Origin of the sequence: Agromyces sp. MMS24-K17, assembly GCF_043950245.1 — a bacterium.
Lineage (GTDB): Bacteria > Actinomycetota > Actinomycetes > Actinomycetales > Microbacteriaceae > Agromyces.
Map to the genome: position 1 here is coordinate 1098252 of NZ_CP171640.1, position 23260 is coordinate 1121511.

Below are 23260 nucleotides of genomic sequence, written 5' to 3' on the forward strand. Positions count from 1 at the left end.
CTCCATGTCCGCAACCAGCCGGGCCACCGGTCCCAAGCTCCTGCTTCCGGCGCTCGCGCTCGTCGTCTCGCTGATCGCCGCCGGCTACGGCGCGTTCCTCACGATCACCTCGAACGACAAGCTGAACACCGCGCTCGTCAGCGGCACCGGCACCGCCGCGGATGTCTACGGCAGCCAGTCGGCGATCACGATCGGTGCGGGCGTCCTGACCGCCGGCCTCATCGGCGTCGTGCTCTCGATCGTCGCCTTCGGCCTGGCCATCAGCCTCGCCGCGGTCGCCGCGGCGCACGCCGCGGACGACTTCGAGGACGACTTCGACGACGCCGAGGACGACGGCTTCGAGGAGACGGTCGTCGTCGCGGAGGCCGTGACCGCCGAGCCGCCCGCCGCCCCCGCCGAGCCGGCCCTCGTCGCCGAGGCCGAGCCGGCCGTCGCGACCGAGGCCGCGCCCGCCGAGGCCCCCGCCGCCCCCGCGAAGGACGGCGACGCCAAGGCCTGAGCCGCAACGCTCCGCCCCTGAGGGGTGAACGGATGCCCCGCCGCGAACGATCGCGGCGGGGCATCCGTCGTCTCGGGGAGTGGCACTGGCAGTGGCGGCGGTGTCGATCGCCAGTGGCGGCGGGTAGGGTGCCCGCATGACGGATGCCCCGGCGGATGCCCCGTCCACGCCGCCGACCGCCGCCGACATCGTGGCCGCGCTCGCCGAGTTCGCCGACCCCGAGCGCGCCGCGGGATCCGCCTGGTTCTTCCGCACCGGACCGGGCGGCTACGCCGAGGGCGACCGGTTCCTCGGCGTCACGATGCCGCAGCTGCGCACGGTCGCGCGCCGGTTCGCCGACCTGCCGCTCGCCGAGGCCGACCGGCTGCTCGAGAGCCCGTTCCACGAGCACCGCATGTGCGCGCTCGTCATCGGCGTCGAGCGGTTCCGTCGCGCGGGCCGTGCCCGCACCCGCGACGACGCGCTCCGGGCGGACCTGCACGAGGCGTACCTCCAGCACCTCGCCGCGGGGCACGTCGACAACTGGGACCTCGTCGACGTGTCGGCCGAGGTCCTCGTGGGCGAGCCGTGCTTCCTGCCGGCTCCGGCCGCCGACCCGGTGCCGCCGCTCGTCGCGCGGCTGGTGGCCTCGGACTCGCTGTGGGAGCGCCGGGTCGCGATGATCTCGACGTTCGCGGCGACGAAGGCCGGCGATGCCCGGCCGGCGCTCGCCGTCGCCGAACGACTCATCGACGACCGCGAGGACCTCATCCGCAAGGCGGTCGGCTGGATGCTCCGCGAGGTCGGCAAGCGGGTCGACCGGGCGGCGCTCACCGGCTTCCTCGACGGCTACGCGGCTCGGCTGAGCCGGGTGTCGCTGTCGTACGCGACCGAGCACCTCGACCCCGAGGTGCGGGCGGCGTACCGGGCGATGCGCTGAGGCGCGGCGCCCGCGGTGCACCGGCTCGGGCCGTGCGCCGTGCGCCGACGTCGCTGCGCCACATCGTGTGCGTTGCGCCAACCAGAGCGGCGCAACGGGCGCGAAGTGGCGCAGCGGGCAGGTGCCGGGGGCCGGGGCCGGCCCGCCCTACCGCGCGAGCACCGCCGCGATGCGCACGGGCACCGACTCGTCCTGCAGCGAGGTGGTGTCGCCGAGCGGTCGCCCCTCGGCGAGGTCGACGAGCAGCCGCCGCATGATCTTGCCCGAGCGCGTCTTCGGGAGGTCGGGCACGAACACGACGTCGCGCGGCTTCGCGATCGGCCCGATGGCCGCCGCCACGTGGGCGCGAAGCGCCGCGGCCCGGTCGGATGCCTCGAGCGAGGCATCCGGGCGCCCCTCGACGCCGTCCCCGACGACCACGAACGCGGCGATCGCCTCACCGGTCGTGGCATCCGACACCCCGACGACGCCCGCCTCCGCGACCGCGGGGTGGGCGACGAGCGCCGACTCGATCTCGATCGTGGAGAGGCGGTGGCCCGAGACGTTGATGACGTCGTCGACGCGGCCGAGCAGCCACACGTCGCCGTCGGCGTCGTACCGGGCGCCGTCGCCGGAGAAGAACCAGCCGCGGTGCGCGAACTTCGCCCAGTACGAGTCGCGGTACCGCTCGGGGTTGCCCCAGACCGTGCGCGCCATGCCCGGCCAGGTGCCGGCGACCACGAGGTAGCCGCCGGAGCCGCGCGGCACCTCGTCGCCGTGCTCGTCGACGACCAGCGTGCGCAGGCCCGGCAGGGCGCGCAGCGCCGACCCCGGCTTCAACGTGGAGACGCCGGGCAGCGGCGCCATGACCGCGGCCCCGGTCTCGGACTGCCACCACGTGTCGACGATCGGCGCCCGGCCGCCGCCGAGCTGCTCGTGGAACCACACCCACGCCTCGGGGTTGATCGCCTCGCCGACGGTGCCGAGCAGGCGGATCGTCGACCGGTCGTACTCGGCCGGCACGCCGCCCGGGAACCAGGTCATGAGCGAGCGGATGAGCGTGGGCGCCGTGTAGTACGTCGTCACCCCGTACCGCTCGATGAGCTCGAAGTGGCGGGCCGGGTGCGGCGTGTTCGGCGTGCCCTCGTAGATCAGGCTGGTGACGCCGTTGAGGAGCGGGCCGTAGAGCTCGTACGTGTGCGCGGTGACCCAGGCCAGGTCGGCCGTACACCAGTACACGTCGTCCGGCTTCGGGTCGAACACCTGCCAGTGCGTGGTCGCGGCGTGCGTGAGGTACCCGCCGGTCGTGTGCACGAGCCCCTTCGGTTTCCCGGTCGTGCCCGACGTGTAGATGATGAACAGCGGGTTCTCGGCGTCGAACGCCTCGGCCTCGTGCACGTCGGGCTGGCGGTCGACGACGTCGTGCCACCACACGTCGCGGCCCTCGGTCCACGGGATATCGGGCGTCTGCTCGCCCGTGCGGCGCACGACGAGCACGTGCTCGACGTGCGCGAGCCCCTCGACGGCCGCGTCGGCCTGCGCCTTCACCGCGACCGCCGCGCCGCGCCGGAACTGGCCGTCGCTCGTGACGAGCAGCTTCGCCCCGGTGTCCTCGACGCGGAAGCGCAGCGCCTCGGCCGAGAACCCGCCGAAGACGAGCGAGTGGATCGCGCCGATGCGGGCGATCGCGAGCGTGACGATGACGGTCTCGAGGAGCACCGGGAGGTAGACGACGACCCGGTCGCCCTGCCCGATGCCGAGCTCGGTGAGGGCGTGCGCCGCCTTCGCGACCTCGCGCCCGAGCTCGGCGTACGTCAGCGAGCGCCGGTCGCCCGGCTCGCCCTCCCAGTGGTAGGCGACCTTGTCGCCCAGGCCGGATGCCACGTGCCGGTCGACGCAGTTCACGGCGGCGTTCAGCCGTCCGCCCGTGAACCAGGTGGCGCCGACGGGGGCGTCGGCCGCCTCGGCACTGCCGACACCGCCGTCGACTCCCGTCACCGGGTGGCGCCAGGTGTGCGCCGTCGCCCAGCGCTCGGCCCAGTCGAGCCGCTCGGCCTGCTCAGTCCAGTACCCGACCGGGTCGGCCGCGGCACGCGCGTGCAGCGCCTCGGCGTCGGCCGGCGTCACGTTCGCCCGCGCGGAGAACGCCTCGGGCGCGGGATAGCGCCGCTGCTCGTCGAGGAGGGTGTCGATCGTCATCGGGGGTCCGTTCGTTGCTCGCACTGCTGCTGGTGGCCGGTCGCGGCGTGGGGATCGCGGCGACGGCGGCGCGAGGCATCCCGGCCCTTCGACGGTAGGCGCGCGGCGGCGCGGGCGCGCTCGTCGGCGTCATCGCCCGTCACAGACCGCGGCGGATGCACTGCGCCCCGCTCACCTCGCCGACGCATCGCTCGCCCGCCGACCGCCGCCTGACGGCCGCTGCGCCACTTCGCGGGCTTGCGCGCCACGTCCACTGGCGCGGAACCGCGGGAACTGGCGCAGAACGACCGGCTCGCCGCCGGCACGTGGCGCGACGCCCGGGCGCACGCGAGCGCGGGAACGACGAAGCCGCCCGCGTCCCCAGGGGGAGGCGGGCGGCTTCGGTCGGGATGACGTGCGCTCGGGCAGCGCTCGCATTCAGCTGAACTTGCGCCGGTAGGCGGCGATCGCGAACCCGTAGGCGACCACGAGGATGCCGACGAGCCAGGCGAGGGCGATCCAGATGTCGTCGCCGACGGGCTGCTCGGCGAACAGCGCCCGGATGGTGTTCACGATCGAGGTCACCGGCTGGTTCTCGGCGAACCAGGCGACCGGCGCCGGCATCGTGTCGGTGGGCACGAACGCCGAGCTGATGAACGGCAGGAAGATCAGCGGGTAGCTGAACGCGCTCGCGCCGTCGACCGTCTTCGCCGATAGGCCGGCGATCACGGCGAGCCAGGTCAGGGCGAGGGTGAACAGGGTGAGGATGCCGGCGACCGCGAGCCACACCAGGACGGATGCCCCGGTGCGGAACCCCATGAGCAGCGCGACGCCGATGACGATCGCGACCGACACGAGGTTCGCGACGAGCGAGGTGAGCACGTGGGCCCACAGCACGCTCGACCGGGCGATCGGCATCGACTGGAACCGCTCGAAGATGCCGCCCTGCAGGTCGAGGAACAGCCGGTACGCGGTGTACGCGATGCCCGACGCGATCGTGATCAGCAGGATGCCCGGGAGCATGTAGTCGATGTACGACTCGTTCGTGCCGAGGTTGATCGCCCCGCCCAGCACGTACGTGAACAGGAGCATCAGCGCGATCGGGGTGACCGCCGTGGTGATGATCGTGTCGGGGCTGCGGAGGATGTGCGTCAGCGAGCGGCCGGTGAGCACCCGGGTGTCGCCGAGGACGTGCGTGGTCATCAGGATGCCTTTCGATCGGTGTCGCCGACGAGGGCCAGGAAGACGTCCTCCAGGGAGGGCTGCTTCTCGACGTACTCGACCTCGGTGGGCGGCAGGAGTTGCTTGAGCTCGGCCAGGGTGCCGTTCTGGATGATGGTGCCCTCGTGCAGGATCGCGATGCGGTCGGCCAACTGCTCGGCCTCATCGAGGTACTGCGTGGTGAGCAGCACGGTGGTGCCGCGCTCGGCGAGGCCGCGGACGGTCTGCCAGACCTCGATGCGGGCCTGCGGGTCGAGGCCGGTGGTCGGCTCGTCGAGGAAGATGATCGGCGGGTCGCCGATCAGGCTCATCGCGATGTCGAGCCGGCGGCGCATGCCGCCCGAGTAGGTGCCGGCGCGCCGGCCGCCGGCGTCGGTGAGCGAGAACCGAGCGAGCAGGTCGTCGGCGATGGCCCCCGGGTTCTTCAGGTGGCGGAGCTTCGCGACGAGCACGAGGTTCTCGCGCCCGGTGAGCACCTCGTCGACGGCGGCGAACTGCCCCGTCAGGCTGATCGAGTCGCGCACCTCGCCCGATGCGGTGGCCACGTCGTGGCCGTGCACCGTCGCGGCGCCCGCGTCGGCCTGCAGCAGGGTCGACAGGATGCGCACGAGGGTCGTCTTGCCGGCGCCGTTCGAGCCCAGCAGGGCGAAGATGCTTCCGGTCGCGACGTCGAAGTCGACGCCCTTCAGCACGTGCAGGTCCTTGAAGGACTTCTCGATGCCCTGCACCCGGATCGCGGGTGCGGGTTGGGTTGCGGTGGTCATCGCTCGTCCTTCCCTTCGGCCTCCTGGAGGCCCTCGATGGTCTTCGTGAGGCGGTTGCGCTCCTTGTCGACCCAGCGCTTGCCCACGTAGGCCTCGCTGAAGGCTTCGGCGAACGCGACCGAGTCGTCGCCGACGATCGCGCTGATGGGCGTCTCGTCGACCGCGGCGCGCTCCCACAGGTCGGCGAAGTCGCCGAGCATGGTCATCATGACCGCGGGGTCGCCGTCGGTGATGCCGCCCTGGTACATGAAGTACCGCTCGAACGCGTTCGCGGCCGTGCGGTACGGCTCGGGCAGCGCCGCGATGCGGGCCTTGTACTGCCGGTACTGCTTCTTCTGCTCGAGCGAGCCGGTGAGGGCTTCGATCCACTTGGCAGCCATGATCAGTCGTCTCCTTCGTTGCGGTCGGTGCGGAGCTGGTCGATACGTTCTGCGAGGAAGCTCCAGGTCCTCCAGAACTCGTCGAGTTCGATTCGTCCTTGCGCGTTGAGCGAGAACACCTTGCGAGGCGGCCCCTTCTCGGACGGGACCTTCGCCACGTCGGCGAGGCCGCGCTGCTCGATGCGGATGAGCAGGGCGTAGACGGTGCCCTCGGCGATGTCGGCGAAGCCCTGGTCGCGCAGCCGCGCCGTGATCTCGTAGCCGTAGGCCGGCTGCGTGGCGAGGGTGGCGAGGACGATCCCCTCGAGCGTGCCCTTGAGCATCTCGGTCATCTGCTTGGTACCCATGGAACGCTCCCTTCAACTATTCAGTGGTGATGAGTACTAGTACTCGGTGTTGCTGACTACTGGTACATAGTAAGCATGAGTACCGGTAGTTAGCAACACTGAATACCAACTTTTTTTCGAAGGGCGGTCGCGCCGGTTCGTGCGCGTTGCGCCGAACGGGCGGGCGCATCGCGCACGGCGTGGCGCAACGGGTAAGGCTTGGTGCGACAGCCTGAGCACGGGCGCGACCCCGAAGGCGTCTGGATGCTTCGCGCTTGCGCCCCGTCGGGTCCGTTGCGCCAGCATGGGTGGCGCAACCCACGCGAAGTGGCGCAGCGCCGGGGGCTCCGCGGGGCGAGGCGCCGGCGGCGTCAGCGGAAGACGCCAGCCGGCGCCGGATGCCTCGTGCTCGTGCTCGTGCTCGTGCGTGCGCCAGTTCGGGGGCCTCTGCGCCAGGGCAGATGGCACAGAACGCCGCCAAGTGGCGCAGCGCCGGGGGTTCGGCGGGTGTTTCGGGCAATGCGGCGCCGTGCCGGAGGCTCGGCGGGGGCGGCGCCGGCCGAGCGGGCAGCGACGGCCCGCCCGCCGGCTCAACGGGGCATCAGGCGCGCGGGCTCAGGCCCAGCGGCGGACGGCCCACCGTTCGAACAGGCCGACGAGCGCGTCGGTGAGCTTGCCGAGGATCGCGAGCAGGATGATCGCGAGGAAGATGCGGTCGATGCGGCCGTTGTTGCCCGAGTCGACCAGGAGGAACCCGAGCCCCATCGAACTCGCGATGAGCTCGGCGGCCACGAGGAAGAGCCAGGCCTGGGCGAGCGCGAGGCGCAGCGCCGACACGACCGACGGCACCACGGCCGGCAGCTGCACGGCGCCGAACAGCCGCACGCCGCGCAGGCCGAACGCGCGGCCCGCCTCGAGCAGTTGGCGGTCGACATGCCGCAGGGCCGCCGCCACGATCGTGTACACGGGGAAGAACGCGCCGATCGCGATGAGGATGATCTTCGATTCCTCGCCGATCTTGAACCACAGGATCAGCAGCGGCACCCACGCGAGCGACGGCACCGCACGGATCGCGCCGAGCGTCGGCGAGAGCAGGATGTCGCCGAGCTTCGACAGGCCCACGATCGCGCCGACCGCGAGGCCGAAGGCCGCACCGAACGCGAAGCCGATGAACACGCGCTGCGTCGAGATCGCGACGTACAGGCCGAGCAGCCCGCGCTCGGCGAGGTCGACCGCGGCGAGCCACACCATCTCGGGGCTCGGCAGCATCGATACCGGCACGGTGCCGGAGGTGGAGACGACCTGCCACGTGATGAGCAGGACGACGGGGATGATCGCGCCCCCGACGACGCGGAACCAGCGTCGGTCGACGAGCCGGCGACGCGCGCCGGGCGCGGCCGGGGAGGGGATGGCGGATGCCTCGCGCGGGTCGTCCGCCCGGCGGTCGACGCCCGAGGGGCCGAGCAGGCCCGCCGCTGCGACCGCGAGGCCGGCGTCGGCCACCGGGGCGCCGAACTGCGCGTCGACCGACGTCGGCAGCTCGGCGACCTCGGGCCGCTCATCGGCGCGCTGCGCGCGCGAGGCATCCGTCATCGTGCTCAGTCCTCGTAGCGGGCCGGGTCGGCCGCCTTCGCGAACTCGTCGTTGATGAGGGTGTCGAGCGCGTCGTCGACCTGCTGCTGGCTGGCGACATCGCCGAGCTCGACGAAGATCGGGCCGATCTTCTCGAGCACCGCGACTTGCGCGTCACCGGGCACGTTGTCGACGTCGAGGTTGGTGCGCTCGTCGATCACCTTGGTGGCGACGGCCTCGTCGAGGCCGGCGACCTCGGCGAGGATCGCGGCGGTCTCCTCGGGGTTCTCCTCGGCCCAGGCGCGGGCGTGCTCGTACGCGTCGACGACGGCCTGCGCGACCTCCGGCTTGTCGGCGATGAACGACTCGGTGGCGTTCAGGAAGCCGTACGAGTTGAAGTCGACGTTGCGGTAGAAGAGGGTCGCGCCCTGCTCCTCGGCGCCCGCCATGATCGGGTCGAGGCCGGCCCACGCGTCGACGGAGCCGTTCTGCAGCGCCGCCCAGCCGTCGGCGTGCTGGAGGTTCTGCACGGTGATGTCCTCGGGGGCGAGGCCTTCGGCCTCGAGCGACTGCAGGAGGAAGAAGTAGGGGTCGGTGCCCTTGGTGGCGGCGACCTGCTTGCCCTTGAGGTCGGCGACCTCCTCGACGCCCTTGCCGTCGACGGTGACGAGCGCCGCCCACTCGGGCTGCGAGTAGATGTCGATCACCTGGATCGGCGAGCCGTTCGAGCGGGCGAGGAGCGCCGCGGAGCCGGCCGTCGAGCCGACCTCGATGGCACCGGCGCGCAGCGCCTCGTTCGCCTTGTTCGACCCGGCCGACTGCACCCACGTGACCTCGAGGCCGGTCTCCTCGAGCCAGCCCTGGTCCTTGATGACGAGGCTGAGCGGGTTGTAGGTCGCGAAGTCGATCGAGAGGGTCTGGCCCTCGAGCGAGGCGGCCTCGCCGGACGTCGCGGTGGGCTCGGGCTGCGCGGCCTGGCCCTCGCCGGCGACGCAGCCGCTCAGCACGAGCACCGACGCGGCGGCGGTGGCGCCCGCGACGAGCGCGGATCGGAGGAGGCGGGAGCGGGTCATGTGGGGACTCCTTGATGTGGGATTGGTGCGGTGCGGTCCGCGGCGGCCGCTGCTGTGCGCCGGACGCGGGAGGACGGGGTCAGTAGGGGTAGTGCGGGATGGTGGTCGTCGTCGGGATGCCCCGTGCGGAGCCGTGCCGGTCGATGCCGAGGCCGTCGAGGAGGCGCCCCCGCAGCTCGGCCAGCTCGGCGGAGCCGCGGTCGCGCGGGCGGTTGCCGGGCACGACGACGGTCTGGCGGATGACGGCGCCCGGCGCGGCGGGGCCGAGATCGTCGTCGTCGGGCTCGGCGCCGAGCAGGATGACCCGGTCGGCGAGCTGGAGCGCCTCGTCGACGTCGTGCGTGACGAGCAGCACCGTCGTGGGCGCGGCGCGGTGCACGTCGAGCAGGAGGTCCTGCATCTTCAGTCGGGTGAGCGCGTCGAGCGCGCCGAACGGCTCGTCGAGGAGCAGCACCGACGGGTTGCGGGCGAGGGCCCGGGCGAGCGACGCCCGCTGGGCCATGCCGCCCGACACCTCGCGCGGGCGGTGCCCGGCCGACTCGGCGAGGCCGACGAGCTCGAGCAGTTCGGCGACGAGGGCGCGGCCGTGCTCGCGAGAGGTGCCGCGCGGCAGCCCGAGCGCGACGTTCTGCGCGATCGACCGCCACGGCAGCAGGCGCGGCTCCTGGAACCCGACCGCGCAGCGCACGTCGTAGTCGCGCACCGGGGTGCCGCCGATCTCGACCGCGCCGGACGTCGCCCGGTCGAGGCCGCCCGCGATGCGCAGCAGCGTCGACTTGCCGCAGCCGCTCGGGCCGAGGATGGCGAGGATCTCGCCCGCCTCGATCTCGAGCGACACGTCTCGGAGTACGGCGCGGGTGCCCGCCTGGGTCGCGAACGACCGGCCGACGCCGCGGAACGAGATCGCCGCCGGCTCGGCGCCGTCGATCTCCGGACGATCGAGCACGGACGGCGTGGACATGGCGCAGACCCCTGATGGACGGCTGGTTCCCGGGATTCCGGGCGGATGCATCGACCGTACAGACGCCTCCGGTTGCGTGTCAGGGGCGCACGACCCGCGGCGTAACACGACGCGGGTCATCCGGCGTCATCGGCGGGCGGCGGTCCGCCGGCGCCGGCCGAGGGAGAATCGAGTCATGACGAGAACGGTCCGCGGTGCCCGCGTGCTCATCACGGGAGCGGCCTCCGGCATGGGCCGCAGCTACGCCGAGCGCGCCGTGGCGGAGGGCGCGGCATCCGTCACGCTGTGGGACATCGACGCGCCCGCGCTCGCCCGCCTGGCCGACGAGCTCGGCGCCGCGAGCCGCGGCCGCACGAAGGTGCGGTCCTACGTGGTCGACGTGTCCGACCTCGGAGCGATCGCGAAACACGCGCAGAAGACGCGGCGCGACGTCGGCAATCCCGACATCCTCATCAACAACGCGGGCATCGTGCGCGGCAACCGCTACTTCTGGGAGACCGACAACGGCGACGACACTCGCGCGACCATGCAGGTGAACGCCCTCGCGCCCATGTACATCGCCCGCGAATTCCTGCCCGGCATGATCGCCGCGGCCTACCGCCAGTCGCGCATCGTGAACGTCGCGAGCGCGGCGGGCACTCTCGGCAACCCCCGCATGGCGGCCTACGCCGCCTCGAAGGCCGCGGTGATCGGCTGGAGCGACTCGCTGCGGATCGAGCTCGAGCAGGCGGGGCACACGAACGTGAAGGTGCTCACCGTCACCCCGAGCTACATCGCGACCGGCATGTTCGCCGGCGCGACCGGGCCCGCCCTCACCCCCGTGCTCGACCCCGACTACGTCGTCGACGAGGTGTGGCGGGCGATGCTGCGCGGCGACCCGCTGCTCGAGCTGCCCGGCACCGTGCGGCTGTCGCGGGTGCTGCGGGCGATCCTGCCGACGCGGGTGTTCGACCTCGTCGTCGGCGACGGGTTCGGCGTCTACCGCTCGATGTCGCGGTTCACCGGGCGGCGCTGACCCTCCGGATCCCCGGGACAACGCTGATGCGCGGGGGCCCGCGCGTCGCTATCGTCAGTGGCGACGGGAGTGGGGGAGTGAGGATGTCGCAGACCGGGACGTCCCACGACCGGCCTGCGCCCGATTCCCCACGTCTGGCGATCCGGGCGTTCGGCGGCGTCCACGCCGAACTCGACGGCGTCGCGGTCGACCTCGGCGGCCCGCGGCAGCGAGCCGTCCTCGCCCTGCTCCTCGTGGCGCACGGCGTCGTGGTCCCGGCAGCCCAGCTGGCGGAGGAGTTGTGGGACGGCGGCGCCCCGGCCAATCCGACGGCGGTGCTGCAGTCCTACGTGTCCCATCTGCGGCGCGCCATCTCGCCGGAGTCCGCGGCGCGCAGCCGTCGTGCGGTGCTCGTGAGCGAGGGACTCGGCTACGCGTGCCGGTTGCCCGACGACGCGGTCGACGCGTGGCGGTTCCAGGCCCTCGTCCGCGACGGCGTCGCGCTCGGCGAGGACGGTGCGGCGATCGAGCCGCTGCGTTCCGCGCTCGCACTCTGGCGGGGTGACCCGTATGCGGAGCACGCCGGCGAGGCCTGGGCCGACGCCGAGGCCGCCCGGCTGCGGGCCCTGCGGGACCTCGCCCGGGAGCACCTCGTCGGTGCACGGCTCGCCGCCGGCGAGCACGCCGCGCTCATGCCCGAACTCCAGGCGCTCGTCGAGGAGGACCCGCTCCGGGAGGACCGTTGGCGCCTCCTCGCCCTGGCGCTCTACCGCAGCGGCCGCCAGGCGCACGCGCTCGACGCGCTCCGGGAGGCTCGCGCGAACCTGGCCGATCAGCTCGGCGTCGATCCGGGCCCGGCGCTCCGGGAGCTGGAGGCGCAGATCCTCTCGCAGGATCGCCGTCTCGATCGACCGACCGGGGCCGGTGGCCTTGCCGCGGCGCCCGCCGCCGCCGCCGAGCCGCCGTCAGCACCCGTGCCGTCGCCTTCGCGCACCGCACCTGCAGGCGCCCGGGCCGCCGGCGACGCGCTGGTCGAACGTGAGACCGAGGTGGGCGCGCTGCAGCGAGCCATCGGCGACGCCGTCGGCGGACTCGGCGGCGTCGTGGTCGTCGAGGGCCCCGCCGGGATCGGCAAGACCCGACTCCTCGCCGAACTGCGCGAGTCGGCCTCCGCGCTCGGCGTCCGGGTGCTGCACGCGCGAGGCAGCCGACTCGAGCGCGAGTTCGGGTTCGGCCTGGTCCGGCAGCTCTTCGAGCCCGTCCTGGCGGACGAAGCGACCCGCGCACGACTGCTCACGGGATCGGCCGCGGCCGCGGCGCCCGTCTTCGACCTCTCCGATGCCTCCCGGTCGGCCGACCCGTCGTTCGCGACGCTCCACGGCCTCTACTGGATGGCCCTGCGCCTCGCCGAACTGCAGCCGCTGCTCATCGCGGTGGACGACGTGCAGTGGAGCGACCCCGGCAGCCTCCGCTTCCTCGCCTACCTCGGGCGCCGCGTCGCCGACCAGCGACTGCTCGTCGCGGTGACGCGCCGGAGCGGCGAGCCCGAGGCCGATGACCCGGCCCTCGTCGACCTCGTACAGGACCCGGCCGTGCTGGCGTTCGAGCCCGGCCCGCTCAGCCGGGAGGGAAGCCGGGCGCTCGTCGAGGAGCGCCTCGGCAGCTCCGACGAGGCGTTCGTCGCGGCGTGCCACCGAACGACCGGCGGGAACCCGCTGTTGCTGCGCCAGCTCGTGCGGGCCCTGGAGGCGGAACACGTTCGCCCGGACCGGGCCCATGCCGAGACGGTCAACGCGATCGGGTCGCGCGCGATCGCGAACGTGGTGCTGCGCCGGCTCGACGCGCTCGGCGGCGACGTCGTCGACGTGGCTCGCGCTGTCGCCGTGCTGGGCGACGGGTGCGCGATCGCGACCGTGGCGAGCTTCACCGACCTCCCCGACACCCGGGTCGCCGAGGCGGCAGCGATCGCGGCGGCCGCCGAACTGCTGCGCGACGAGCACGCGCTCGCCTTCGTGCATCCGATCGTGCGCGACGCCGTGTACCAGTCGCTCAACGCGGCGCGCCGGGGCCTCGCCCACGAGCGGGCGGCCCGACTCCTCCACGTCGCGTCGGGAGCGCCTGAGGCCGTCGCCGCGCACCTCCTGCAGGCACCCGGACGCGGCGAGCCGTGGGCCGTCGAGGCGCTGGTGCGCGCCGCGACCGTGGCGCGCGAGCGGGGAGCGCCCGACAGCGCGGCGGTCTACCTGGCGCGTGCCATCGACGAGCCCGCCCCGATCGCCGCTCGCGGGGCGCTGCTGGCGGAACTCGGCACCGTCGAGATGCTCTCGAACGGAGCCGCCGCCCTCGAACACCTGCACCAGGCCTACGTGGAACTCCCGCCGGGGCAGCTCGCGGCGGACGTGGCCGGCCGGATCGCGCAGACGCACGTCTTCGTCGGCCCACCCGGCAGCGCCACCGCGTTCGCGACCGCAGCGGCGGACGCCACGCCGCCCGAGCTGATCGACGTGCGACAGCGGCTCGAGGCGGTCGCCCGGATCGGCGGGTACATCCACGGCCTCGACCCGGCGGTGTGGCAGGCCCGCGCGGTCGAGATCGAGGGTGACGGGCTCGGGGCGCGAACCCTTGCGGCGATCCTCGCCTGGGAGCGCCTGATGACGAGCGATCACCTCCCCGAGGCGAGGCGGCTCGCCGAGTTCGCCCTCGCGGATCCCGCGATCGTCGAGATCGACCCCGGACTGTACTGGCCGATCGCGGCGGACGTGCTCGACTGGACCGGCGCCGACTCCGATCGGCACTGGGATGAGGGCCTCGCCCGCGCCTACCAGACCGGCTCGCTGTTCAGCTCGCTGTCGGCCCACCTCTGGCGCGGGGTGTCGCTCTGGTTCCGCGGCGACCTCCGCGAGGCGCAGCACTCGTTCCGCACCGCGAACGAGCAGTGCATCGAGTGGGGCGCGCCGATCGTCGCCGTCGCCTACGGCGAGGCGTTCCTCGTGCGCGTGCTCCTCGACCGCGGCGACGTGCCCGCGGCGCGGGCGTTCTTCGACTCCGTCGCCGACCGGCCGCGGCTCGGCGACGGGCTCCGCCTGATCACCGAGTCCGAGGGGCTCCTCCTGCTCGCCGAAGGGCGCGTCGACGAGGCGCTCGCCGTCCTCGGCGACGCGGAGGCGCTGATGACCAGCGTCGAGAACCCGGTATGGCGGCACTGGCGATCGTTGCGCGCCCTCGCCTTGGCCGCGCGCTCGTCGGACGACCTGCCCGAGGCGATCGACCTGGTCACGGAGGAGCTCGCGCTCGCCCAGCGGTGGGGGGCCCCGCGGGGCATCGGCCGGGCGCTGCGGATCCGGGGCGAACTCCGGGGAGCCGATGGCCGGGCCGACCTCGAGGAGGCGGTCGAGGTGCTCTCCGGGGCGAACGCCGAGCTCGAGCTCGCCCGCGCGCACGCCGCGCTCGCGGCACTCGAGCCGGCGCCGCTCGACGCCGAACGGACTCGGCGGGCGTTCGAGCTCGCTCGCTCGTGCGGCGCCGACGCGCTGGCCGCGTCCTGCGCGGAGCGGCTCGCCGTCCTCGGCGTGGCGCTTCCGCCCGCAGCCGATGGACTGGCCCGGCTCACGAGCACCGAGCGCCGGGTCGTGGAGCAGCTCGCCGCCGGCGCCGACGTGAACGAGATCGCCGAGCGGCTGTTCGTCACGCCCCGCGCGGTCCGCGAAGCGGTCGCCGAGGCCCGACGGGAACTCGGCGCCGAGGATGACGCCGCCCTCCGTCGCATCGCGGTCGCGGCCGGAGCGGCGTCGCCGGTGCGCCCGTAGGCCGCGGCGAGCGGATCGCAAGTCCCCCGCAAGGTCGTCGCGGCATCGTGGAGGGTGCCAGCACCCTACCCGCGGAGGCACGCATGACGGACGACGTCGGACGACCCGACCCCGAGGCGCTCCGCGGGCTCTGCGGCGGCGCGGTGCACCTCCCGGGTGAGGCCGGCTACGACGCCGCGTGCGACCCGGCACGACCGGGCGCCGCCGCCCTGCGGCCCGCGGCGGTGCTCTACCCCGGTGACGAGTCGGAGGTCGCGGAGGTGCTCCGCGCGGCAGCCCGGCTGGGGTTCCGCGTCCTCCCGCAGCGCACGAACCTCAGCCCGCCTCCCGATCGTGCGCTCGCCGACGTGCTGCTCATCCGTACCGCCGGGCTCGGCGGAGTCGCGATCGACCCGGCGGGCTTCACGGTCCGCATCGCGGCCGGGGCGCTCTGGTGCGAGGTCGCTGAGGCGGTCGCCGCGGCGGGGCTGCGCGTCGCGCTCCCGTTCGACCTCGAGCGCGGCGCCGTCGGCGGCTCCGTGCTGCAGGGCCGCGACGGGCCACCGGCGGAACGGATCGTCGGGCTCCGGGCCGTGCGGGTCGACGGCGCCGTGATCGAGGCCGGCCCGGGGCATCCGCTCGTGCTGGCGCTGCGCGCCGGGGTCCTGCCGGCCGCGGTCGTCACCGAGATCACGGTCACCCCCCTGCGGTCGCCGGCGGATGCGTCGCCCGAGCGGGAGCCCGTGGCCGACCGGGAGGTCGTGCCCGCCCCGCCCGCCGCCGGCTCGCACGGCGACCTGGTGCGGGAGGCACGGACGTCGATCGACCCGGACGGACGCTTCGCGCTCGCCCCGGTCGGCATCGCCTGACCCCGGCATCGCGCTCGGGGCATCCGCGGGACCGCCGCGCGGTGCGTCGTCCCCGCTGCCGCCGAGCGCGGAGCGGCCCCGCCGACCGATGGCCAGCGGGGCCGCTCCGCTCGGGATTCAGTAGGTGTGCCCGACCGGGTGGATGTTCCCCGCGTCGAGCGCACGCCCGATCCTCGACTGCGACGAGAACGGTGCGGCGAACCAGTCCTCCTTCGGGTTGATGCTCGTGCTGAACTCCTCCTCGGCGCCGAAGTACTTGCCGACGAGGGGGATCTTCTTCAGCAGCGGGATCGAGGCCCCCAGCTTGAGCTTCAGGTCGATCATGTCGTCGTCGGTGTTCTCGAACGGATCCGTCGACTCGTCGGGCGACACCGCGATGGAGCACTCGGCGCTGAACTTCGCCGCGTCGGTGCCGTTGACCTTCAGCGTGGCGCTGTCGCCGAGCGACATCGACGCGTTGTCGGGATCGATCTTCACCGGGCCGATCTTGAGCTTGGACTTCAGCTTGTTGAGGCCCCAGTCCCGAGCCAGGTTCGTCAGCCACTCGGCCTTCTCGGCGACCCAGTCGGCCGCCGTCGAGCGCTCGGCCTCGTCGGTCACCTCGATCTCCATCACCATGTCGTCGTCGGCGAGGCCGCTCGAGTCGCGCTGCTGGACCGGGTCCTGGCCGACGTACGCGTAGAGGTCGGTCTGGCCGCCCGAGAGCCCGATCGGGTCGCGGGTCGTCCAGCGCCCGGTCGCGGGCTCGTAGTCGCGCATGCCGAACCGGACGAGCCCGGTCGCGGCATCCGGGATGCCGCCGGCGAAGCCGAGCGGCGCGTCGAACCCTGGCGCCGAGTCGGCGAGCACCTCGCCGAAGGCGGAGTACCGCACCTGCTCGACGATGGTGCCGGAGGCGTCGGTCACGACCCGCGGGGAGCCGACCTGGTCGGTGCCGACGTAGTACCGGGCGCCCGCCCGGAGGAACGACACGAGGTGGCCGTACTCGTCGTAGGTGAGCTGCGTGAGGGTGCCGTCCGGCCCGCGCACCGCACTCACCCGGAACGGCGAGGCGAGGCTGCCGTACAGGTACGTGGTGGTGCCCTCCGCGTCGGTGCGCGTGGTGCGGCGCCCCTCCGCGTCGTACCCGTAGGCGACGTGGGCGCCGCCGACGCTCGCGCCGACGAGCCGTCCGTCGTAGCCGTAGGCGAACGTGTCGTCGCCGCGCGCGGCGAGCGATCCGTCGGCCGTGTAGGCGTAGGCGGTGTCGCCGACCGAGACGAGGCGGTCGGCGTCGTCGTACACGGTCTCGACCGATGTCGCGGTGCCGTCCGCACCCACCCCCTCCGCGCTCGTGCGGCGACCCGTCGCGTCGTACTCGTAGTGCTCGACCACGGCCCCGTCGACCTGCACGTCGGTGAGACGGGCGTCGTCGTCGTAGGCGTACCCGGTGGTGACCGCGTCGCCGGCGACATGCTCGACGCGCTCGGCGAGCGCGCCGTCCGACGCGAATGCGAACGCTGCGGCATAGGCCTCGACGCCGGCGACCGTCAGTCCGAGGGCGTCGAGGTCGCCGTAGGCGTCGTAGCCGTAGCCGGTCGCGCCGGTGCCGTCGCCCATGGCGGTGGCGGCGCCGACCTCGTCACGGGTGACCGTGAATCCACCGGTCTGCTCGAGCAGCAGGTCGTCGTCGTACGACTGCGCGACCTGCGCCGAGTCCTGGCCGCTCGCGAACGTCACGCCCACCGGCGTGAAGTCGGCGTCGTACGCGAACTTCCAGCTGCCCTCCACGGCGCCGGAGGCCGTCATGCTCGTGAGCAGCGGGCCGTCGTAGCCGTACGTGCGTGACTGCGGAGCGGTGCCGTCGCCCGGATCCGCCGCGGTGGTGGCGATCCGGCTCGCGGCGTCGTACCCGTACGAGGTCGAGCCGACCGGCTCGGCGCCCGACGTGAGGCGCCCGGCGTCGTCGAACCCGAGCGACGTCGTCGCGCCCGGCCGGGTCCGGCTGCTCGGCACGCCGTCGGCGTCGTAGGCGGTCGTCCACTCGCCCTCGCCGGCGGGGTCGTCGGAGGTCTCGAACCCGGCCGCCGAGTAGGCGAACACGTGCTCGCGGCCGTCGGGGCGGATGATCCGCGTCACGTCCCCCGCGTCGTCGTGCTCGAACGTCGTCACCGCCCCCTCCGGGCTCCTCACGGTCGCCACCCGGCCGGCGTCGTCGTAGCCGAACCGCGCCACCCGGCCGGCGGCATCGGTGACGGCCACCAGGCGGCCGAGCTCGTCGTACTCGAACGTCGAGTCCCGGTCGCCCTGCGCGACCCGTGCGAGTCGGCCGTGCGCGTCGTACTCGCGCGACACGGGGAGGAGGTCGCCGCCGGGATCGACACCGGTCACCCGGCCGAGCTCGTCGAACGTCGTCACCTGCACGCGGCCTTCGGGGCTCGTGTCGGTGACCGTGCCCGCCGGTGCGTCGATGACCGAGGTCGACGTGCGGCCGTTGACCACAGTGGTGCGGGTCAGCTGCTGCAGGCTCAGCGGGTTCACGGGATCGGCGAGGGTCGCCGCGGTCGAGATGGACGTCGCGTGCACGAGTCCTGCGGGCGTCGTGATCGTCTCGGTGACGAGACGCGGCGCCGACATGCCGAACCGCGGGTCCGGGCCCACCGTGCGCACGATCCTCGTGCCGTCCGCCTCGATCAGGGTGCGGGTGCCGTCCGCGGCGATCGTCCCGGTCGCCGCGGCGCCCGACGGGGTCGTGACGGTTCGGGTCATCCCGCCGCCCGGGAGAAGGTCGACCTCGTACGTGGTCGTGCGGCCGACCGAGGAGGTCGCCGTCACGGTCTGGCCGGTCGGGGTGACCTGGCGCTCGAGCGTCGTCGAGATGCCGTCGGGGCCCTCGTCGCGGTGCAGCAGGCCGCCCGAGACGTACTCGAAGCGGTGCACGCCGTCGCGCGAATCGGTGAGCGTCTCGAGGAGGCCCGCATCGCTCGAGTCGAGCGCGGTGCTCGCCCCGCCCGGTGCGGTGACGCTCGCGAGGTATCCGTGGTCGTCGACCGTCAGTTCGGTGCGCTGGCCGTACGGCGCGACGATCGCGGTCGGATGCCCCGCGGCGTCGCGCTCGACGCGGGTCGCGTCGCCGTCGCCGTCGGTGATCGACTCGAGGCGGCCGTGGTCGTCGTACGCGATCGTCGCGCGCGTCGCGCCCGTGATGGCGTCGAGGGTGCGCACGTGCCGCCCGGATTCGAAGACGTAGAGCTCGCTGCCGTCGGTCGAGGCGATGGTGACGTCGTCGCGCAGCGTGTCGGGAAGCGGTGGCGCGATCATGCGGAAGCGGCTGTTGCCGGTGTCGGCGATCAGCAGGCGCCCATCGGGTGCCACGGCGACGGCGCTCGGCGTGTTGAGCGCCGCCTTCGCGGCCAGCCCGCCGTCACCGGTCGAGCCGGTCAGCTTCGTGCCGGCGACGGTCGAGATCGTTCCGTCGGTGCCGACCTTGCGCAGCCGGTGGGTGAAGACGTCGGTGAACAGGTATCCGCCGTCGGGCAGCACGGCAATCGATCGCGGCGAGTTCACCTGCTCGGTGCCCGAGACCGATGCGGCAGTCCGCATGATGCCGTCGGTGCCGACGCGTCGGATGCGGTTGTTGCCCGTGTCGGCGATGAGCAGCGACCCGTCCGTCGCGATCGCGACGTCCGACGGATTCGCCAGGAAGGCCTTGTCGGCCTTCATGTTGTCGTTGCCGAATCCGCAGCGCGGGTTGTTGTCGCCCGCGGCGGGCACCACGCCGGCGATGCCCCGGATGATGCCGTCGACGCCGATCGCGCGGACGCGGCAGGCGCCCGAGTCGGCCAGGTAGACCGTGCCGTCGGCGGCGACCGCGAGGCCCTTCACCGCCTTGAACGTCGCCGCCGTCGCCGGCCCGCCGTCGCCGGCCCAGCCGGACTGGCCGGTGCCGGCGATCGTCGTGATCGTGCCGTCCGGCCGGATGGCGCGCACCCGCAGGGTCGTGGCCACGAGCACCGTGCCGTCGGGGGCGACGGCCACCGAGGTCGGGCTGTTGAGCCCCGCCGAGATGGCCTTGCCGCCGTCGCCGGAGTCGACGTTCGCCCCGGTACCGGCGATCGTCGTGACGATCCCGGCCGGCGTGATGCGGCGCACGCGGTTGTTGGCGGTGTCGGCCACGTAGACGGTGCCGTCGGCCGCGGAGGCGACATCCTGCGGGCCGTTGAACTGCGCGGATGCCGCGGGGGCGCCGTCGCCGGCGAAGCCCTTCGAGCCGGTGCCCGCATAGGGGTGCATCACGTTCGCCTGGTTCTCCGCGCCGACGACGCTGCCGTCGCCGCGGTACAACTCACGGGCGAGCGCGTCGTAGGTGTGCTGGCCGCTGAGCGTCCAGCCGCCGAGGCCGGCCGCGCGGGCGTCCCAGTGCCCGACCACGACCTCCTGCGTCGTCCAGAGCGTCACCTCCTCGCGGGTCTGGCTGCCCGTGATCGAGGTGGCTCCGTAGCTGCCGAAGCTCGAGTTCCCCGAGGACGGCGTGTTGTAGGCGCCCTTGAAGGTGTAGCCGACCGAGATGGTCATGACCTGCGACCCTTGCACCTCTCGCCCGTAGGCGTCCTTGCCGTCCCAGGTGGCGTTGGTGACCAGGTTGGGGTTCGGGTTCGGCCAGGTGCTCGTGGAGCTCCGGCCGGCGACCTCGACCCGCAGCTCGGCCGAGACCAGGCCGGTGGGAAGCGTGGCCCCGGTGATGGGGACCACGACGCGTCGGTTGTCGCGGCCCGGCGTGCGCTCGCTCTGGTAGGCGAGGGTGCGATCGGTACCGGCGACCGGGAGCCGCTCGCCGAGCGTCAGGTTGTCGCAGCCGATGATCGAACCGGACTGCTCGCCCTGGCAGGAGAACTCGGCGTCCTCGTGCAACTCGGGGAGCTTGGGCGCCTCCGACGTGAGCGGCGGGGAGAACGGCCAGTTGTGGTCCCACGGCGTGAAGTGGTCGAGCGCGACCCGCCAGAGGCCGGTGCCCGCCGGGAACAGGTCGGCGAGCGCGGCGAGCTCGGCCTCGTCGATGGCGAGGGCGGCGAGCGCGGCCGCGGTCGCCGCCACCCCCTTGCCCTCGACGTCGAGCACGGCCTTGCCGGACTCGATGCGCAGGATCTTCACGATCCGGCCGTTCTGGCCGGCGATCCAGGCGTGCTCGGCGCGGTCGTAGTAGCCGGTGGGCACGGCGGAGCCGATCGGGAATCCGAGGAAGTTCTCGGTGTAGTCGATCACCGGCTTGCTGAAGCGTACGGTTTCGGCGCCCGCCTCGACCGCCTCGTCGACGCTGAACTCCGCCGCGTACGTGTAGGCGCTCATGCCGGGCAGGGCTCCGGGCATCGCCTCGGGCCCGGACGCCCCGGCCGTGAACTCGGTGGAGCGGACGTGGAGCGTCTCGAGCGGTGCGACGTCGCCGTTCGGCAGCACCATCTCGGCTGCCGTGCCCTCGTCGAAGAGCAGCGTCGCGTGGCGCGTGCCGTCCTCGTCGATCACGGGCGAGCTCTGCGCGACCTGCACCGGGTCGCCGAAGTCGATCTCGGTCGCCTGCTCGTCGAACGGCACGAGCACGACGTCGTCGAGCACGGCGTACGCCGACCAGCCGGGGTCGACCGCGCGCTGCACGGGCGGGTGGCCATCCTTCTCGAACCCGAGCACGAGGGTGCCGCCGCCGTTGACGGCGAGGTCGTAGCCGCCGTCGGCGCGGCTCGTCGTGTGCCCGTACTCCGGGTGGCCCTCGACGTGCACCCGGACGCCGGGGAGCGGGTCCCCGGCCCGGTCGAGGACCCGGCCGCGCACCACGCCGGCGCGCTCCGGCTCGATCGCGCCGTCCTCGACGCCGGACTGGATCGCGTTCGGTCCGGTGTAGAGGAACTCGGTCGCCTCGGCGAGGTCGGTCGGCACCGACGGGTCGAGCGGCGTCGCCACCGTCGTCGGGTCCTGGGGCAGCCCCGGTGGGGCGCTGAGCACCTTCCAGGTCCATTCGGCCGGCTCGGCCTCCGTGTTCCCTGCCGGGTCGGTCGCCCGAACCCGGAACCGGTGGTCGCCCACCCCGAGCCCGCTGAGGTCGAGCGGGGAGGCGCATGCGCTCCAGTCGGCGTCGTCGACGGCGCACTCGAACGACGAACCCTCCTCGGTGCTGGTGAACGTGAAGGCGGCGACGCCCTCGGAGACCTCGGGGGCGGGCCCGGTCGCGATCGCCGTGTCGGGCGCGGTGCGGTCGCGGTCGTCGGTCGGGATGGCGCTCGCGGCGAGCGACCGTGCGCCGGCGTGGCCGAGGTCGTCGACGGCCTGCACGGCGTAGACGTACGTGGTGCCGTCGACGAGCCCGGTGTCGGTCCAGGTGGTCGCGCCGGGTTCGAGCGCGGCGATGACGTCGTAGCCCCCATCGGCGCCGGCGCGCAGCACGCACTGGGCGTCGACATCGGTGGACGCGGACGGCGCCCATGCGAGCGCGATCGCGCCGCCGGCGTCGTCGGGCACGTCGGCGGCGATCAGGCCCGATGGCGCGTCGGGTCCGGTGGTGTCGAGGGTCGCCGAGACGACGGCCGACACGGCGGAGACCCCGACCGCGTCGACCGCGCGGGCGCGGATGCCGATCGCGCCGTCGACGACGGAGGCGGGCAGCGTCGCCGTCCACGGCGCGCTGGTGTCGGCGGCCCCGGCCGGCGTCCAGGCGGTCCCGTCGGTGGTCGTCTCGAACGAGACGGATGCGACGCCGGCCCCATCCTCCGCGGAGGCGCGCAGCGTGCGGTCGGCGGTGCGCGCGCCGTCGACGGGCTGCTCGACGACGACGACGGGCCCCGTGGCGTCGAGGGTCGCGTCGACGGTGCGCCGCATCGCCTTGGTCGTTCCCGCGGTCGCATCGAGCCGCACGGTGTACACGCCGTCGGGAGCGACCGTACCGTCGTCACGACGACCGTCCCAGGTCTCGGCGTTCGCGCCGGCCGGGCGTGGCGCCGCGTTCGCGAGGGTCCGCACCGGCACGCCGTCGGCGGTGACGACGGTCGCGGTGACGTTCGCGCCCCGCGAGAGCTCGTACGCGACGGTGACCGTCTCGGCGACGCCGTCGGCGGTCGGCGAGAACCGCGCGGGCGTCGCGGTCGGCTGCGAGATCGACACCCCGCCGGACTCGGTGATCGGTGGCACCGCGACGGCCTTCGCCGCACGCCAGGGCAGGTTGAAGTCGGTCACGACGAACCGGTTCACGGCGTCCTGCGCGAGCTTCACCGTGACCGCCCACGTGGTCGCACGACCGAGCGTGGCGGTGAGGCCGACCAGCCGTTCGGTGCGATCGCGTGTGCCATTGCCGTTGGCGTCGGCCCACACCAGCACGTTGGTGTTGCGGGGTGCGGTGCCCTTGATCGTGAAGGTGGCCGCATCGACGGTGACCGGCCCCGCGGGGGCCGTGACGGCGATCGTCGGGGGCGCGGGCGGCACCGTGAGCGAGCCGGCCCCCTTCGCGGGAAGGTCCTGGGCCGCCAGGGTCGTCGCGGGCGTCACCGTGTCCGCGGCGGGCGAGCACGAGGCCGGGTCGGGTGCCGCACCTGCTGCGGCCGCCGCCGGCAGCGCCGGCGCGATGAGGATCGCCGAGGCGAGCAGCGAGGCGACAGCGGCCGCGATCGCACGTCGAATGCCGAACATGAGTACCTTCCCTGAGGTCGAGGATTTCCCTCGTCCGTTCTGGCGGAAGGCACCTGCGGCCGGCTTGCGGAGCGCTGGCGCGGACGCCTCAAG

At 73.6% G+C, this 23260-nt stretch carries 14 protein-coding genes; 5 read left to right on the forward strand and 9 right to left on the reverse strand.

All coding sequences use genetic code 11. From position 1 onward, the window contains the following. The first annotated feature begins 4 nt into the window (after positions 1-4). Together ACGGZK_RS04945 and ACGGZK_RS04950 are read left to right on the forward strand one after the other, a co-directional pair. Positions 5-499 (forward strand): hypothetical protein, encoded by a 495-nt coding sequence (locus ACGGZK_RS04945; protein WP_395245149.1) that lies wholly within the window; start codon positions 5-7, stop codon positions 497-499. 136 nt (positions 500-635) lie between these two features. Beyond that, positions 636-1418, forward strand: a complete 783-nt coding sequence (locus ACGGZK_RS04950) for a DNA alkylation repair protein (RefSeq protein WP_395245150.1) — start codon at positions 636-638, stop codon at positions 1416-1418. Positions 1419-1565: 147 nt separating this feature from the next. Here ACGGZK_RS04950 and acs read toward each other — a convergent pair whose 3' ends face one another. The 8 genes from acs to ACGGZK_RS04990 all read right to left on the reverse strand — a co-directional run bounded on the left by acs (position 1566) and on the right by ACGGZK_RS04990 (position 9872). Then, entirely contained in the window at positions 1566-3596 is a 2031-nt protein-coding gene (gene acs / locus ACGGZK_RS04955) for an acetate--CoA ligase (RefSeq protein WP_395245151.1), read from the reverse strand. Between the two features lie 417 nt (positions 3597-4013). Then, a complete protein-coding gene (locus tag ACGGZK_RS04960) occupies positions 4014-4778 on the reverse strand; it encodes an ABC transporter permease (protein ID WP_395245152.1) in 765 nt (254 codons plus the stop codon). Beyond that, positions 4778-5560 carry an ABC transporter ATP-binding protein gene (locus ACGGZK_RS04965; RefSeq protein ID WP_395245153.1) on the reverse strand — a complete coding sequence of 261 codons (783 nt, stop codon included), beginning with the start codon at positions 5558-5560 and terminating at the stop codon, positions 4778-4780. The genes ACGGZK_RS04960 and ACGGZK_RS04965 overlap by 1 nt, the downstream gene beginning before the upstream one ends. Beyond that, complete coding sequence (locus ACGGZK_RS04970; RefSeq protein ID WP_395245154.1) at positions 5557-5940, reverse strand: DUF1048 domain-containing protein; 384 nt, start codon at positions 5938-5940, stop codon at positions 5557-5559. The genes ACGGZK_RS04965 and ACGGZK_RS04970 overlap by 4 nt, the downstream gene beginning before the upstream one ends. Positions 5941-5942: 2 nt before the next feature. Continuing rightward, positions 5943-6287, reverse strand: a complete 345-nt coding sequence (locus ACGGZK_RS04975) for a PadR family transcriptional regulator (protein WP_395245155.1) — start codon at positions 6285-6287, stop codon at positions 5943-5945. Between the two features lie 594 nt (positions 6288-6881). Then, positions 6882-7859: an ABC transporter permease gene (locus ACGGZK_RS04980; protein WP_395245156.1), complete on the reverse strand. Its 978-nt coding sequence runs from the start codon at positions 7857-7859 to the stop codon at positions 6882-6884. 5 nt (positions 7860-7864) lie between these two features. After that, positions 7865-8911 (reverse strand): aliphatic sulfonate ABC transporter substrate-binding protein, encoded by a 1047-nt coding sequence (locus ACGGZK_RS04985; RefSeq protein WP_395245157.1) that lies wholly within the window; start codon positions 8909-8911, stop codon positions 7865-7867. Positions 8912-8990: 79 nt separating this feature from the next. Next, a complete protein-coding gene (locus ACGGZK_RS04990) occupies positions 8991-9872 on the reverse strand; it encodes an ABC transporter ATP-binding protein (protein ID WP_395245158.1) in 882 nt (293 codons plus the stop codon). Positions 9873-10047: 175 nt separating this feature from the next. Between ACGGZK_RS04990 and ACGGZK_RS04995 the strand changes: the two genes are divergently transcribed. The 3 genes from ACGGZK_RS04995 (at position 10048) to ACGGZK_RS05005 (ending at position 15520) form a co-directional block, all read left to right on the forward strand. Then, positions 10048-10887 (forward strand): SDR family NAD(P)-dependent oxidoreductase, encoded by an 840-nt coding sequence (locus tag ACGGZK_RS04995; RefSeq protein WP_395245159.1) that lies wholly within the window; start codon positions 10048-10050, stop codon positions 10885-10887. An 83-nt stretch (positions 10888-10970) separates the two neighbouring features. Then, on the forward strand, positions 10971-14672 hold the full coding sequence (locus ACGGZK_RS05000; RefSeq protein WP_395245160.1) for a BTAD domain-containing putative transcriptional regulator: 3702 nt from the start codon (positions 10971-10973) through the stop codon (positions 14670-14672). Between the two features lie 83 nt (positions 14673-14755). Continuing rightward, positions 14756-15520, forward strand: coding sequence for an FAD-binding protein (locus ACGGZK_RS05005; RefSeq protein WP_395245161.1), 765 nt, complete (start codon positions 14756-14758; stop codon positions 15518-15520). 117 nt (positions 15521-15637) lie between these two features. Here the strand turns inward: ACGGZK_RS05005 and ACGGZK_RS05010 are convergent, their stop codons facing one another. After that, positions 15638-23167 carry an RHS repeat-associated core domain-containing protein gene (locus tag ACGGZK_RS05010; protein WP_395245162.1) on the reverse strand — a complete coding sequence of 2510 codons (7530 nt, stop codon included), beginning with the start codon at positions 23165-23167 and terminating at the stop codon, positions 15638-15640. Positions 23168-23260: the final 93 nt, after the last annotated feature.

What these genes read in the sequence shown, in the direction of transcription:
- ACGGZK_RS04980 (WP_395245156.1), bottom strand. Translation starts at nt 7,859, where the DNA reads ATGACGGATGCCTCGCGCGCGCAGCGCGCCGATGAGCGGCCCGAGGTC.
- ACGGZK_RS05005 (WP_395245161.1), top strand. Translation starts at nt 14,756, where the DNA reads ATGACGGACGACGTCGGACGACCCGACCCCGAGGCGCTCCGCGGGCTC.
- ACGGZK_RS04990 (WP_395245158.1), bottom strand. Translation starts at nt 9,872, where the DNA reads ATGTCCACGCCGTCCGTGCTCGATCGTCCGGAGATCGACGGCGCCGAG.
- ACGGZK_RS04975 (WP_395245155.1), bottom strand. Translation starts at nt 6,287, where the DNA reads ATGGGTACCAAGCAGATGACCGAGATGCTCAAGGGCACGCTCGAGGGG.
- ACGGZK_RS04995 (WP_395245159.1), top strand. Translation starts at nt 10,048, where the DNA reads ATGACGAGAACGGTCCGCGGTGCCCGCGTGCTCATCACGGGAGCGGCC.
- ACGGZK_RS04960 (WP_395245152.1), bottom strand. Translation starts at nt 4,778, where the DNA reads ATGACCACGCACGTCCTCGGCGACACCCGGGTGCTCACCGGCCGCTCG.
- ACGGZK_RS05010 (WP_395245162.1), bottom strand. Translation starts at nt 23,167, where the DNA reads ATGTTCGGCATTCGACGTGCGATCGCGGCCGCTGTCGCCTCGCTGCTC.
- ACGGZK_RS04970 (WP_395245154.1), bottom strand. Translation starts at nt 5,940, where the DNA reads ATGGCTGCCAAGTGGATCGAAGCCCTCACCGGCTCGCTCGAGCAGAAG.
- ACGGZK_RS04965 (WP_395245153.1), bottom strand. Translation starts at nt 5,560, where the DNA reads ATGACCACCGCAACCCAACCCGCACCCGCGATCCGGGTGCAGGGCATC.
- ACGGZK_RS05000 (WP_395245160.1), top strand. Translation starts at nt 10,971, where the DNA reads ATGTCGCAGACCGGGACGTCCCACGACCGGCCTGCGCCCGATTCCCCA.
- ACGGZK_RS04945 (WP_395245149.1), top strand. Translation starts at nt 5, where the DNA reads ATGTCCGCAACCAGCCGGGCCACCGGTCCCAAGCTCCTGCTTCCGGCG.
- acs (WP_395245151.1), bottom strand. Translation starts at nt 3,596, where the DNA reads ATGACGATCGACACCCTCCTCGACGAGCAGCGGCGCTATCCCGCGCCC.
- ACGGZK_RS04985 (WP_395245157.1), bottom strand. Translation starts at nt 8,911, where the DNA reads ATGACCCGCTCCCGCCTCCTCCGATCCGCGCTCGTCGCGGGCGCCACC.
- ACGGZK_RS04950 (WP_395245150.1), top strand. Translation starts at nt 636, where the DNA reads ATGACGGATGCCCCGGCGGATGCCCCGTCCACGCCGCCGACCGCCGCC.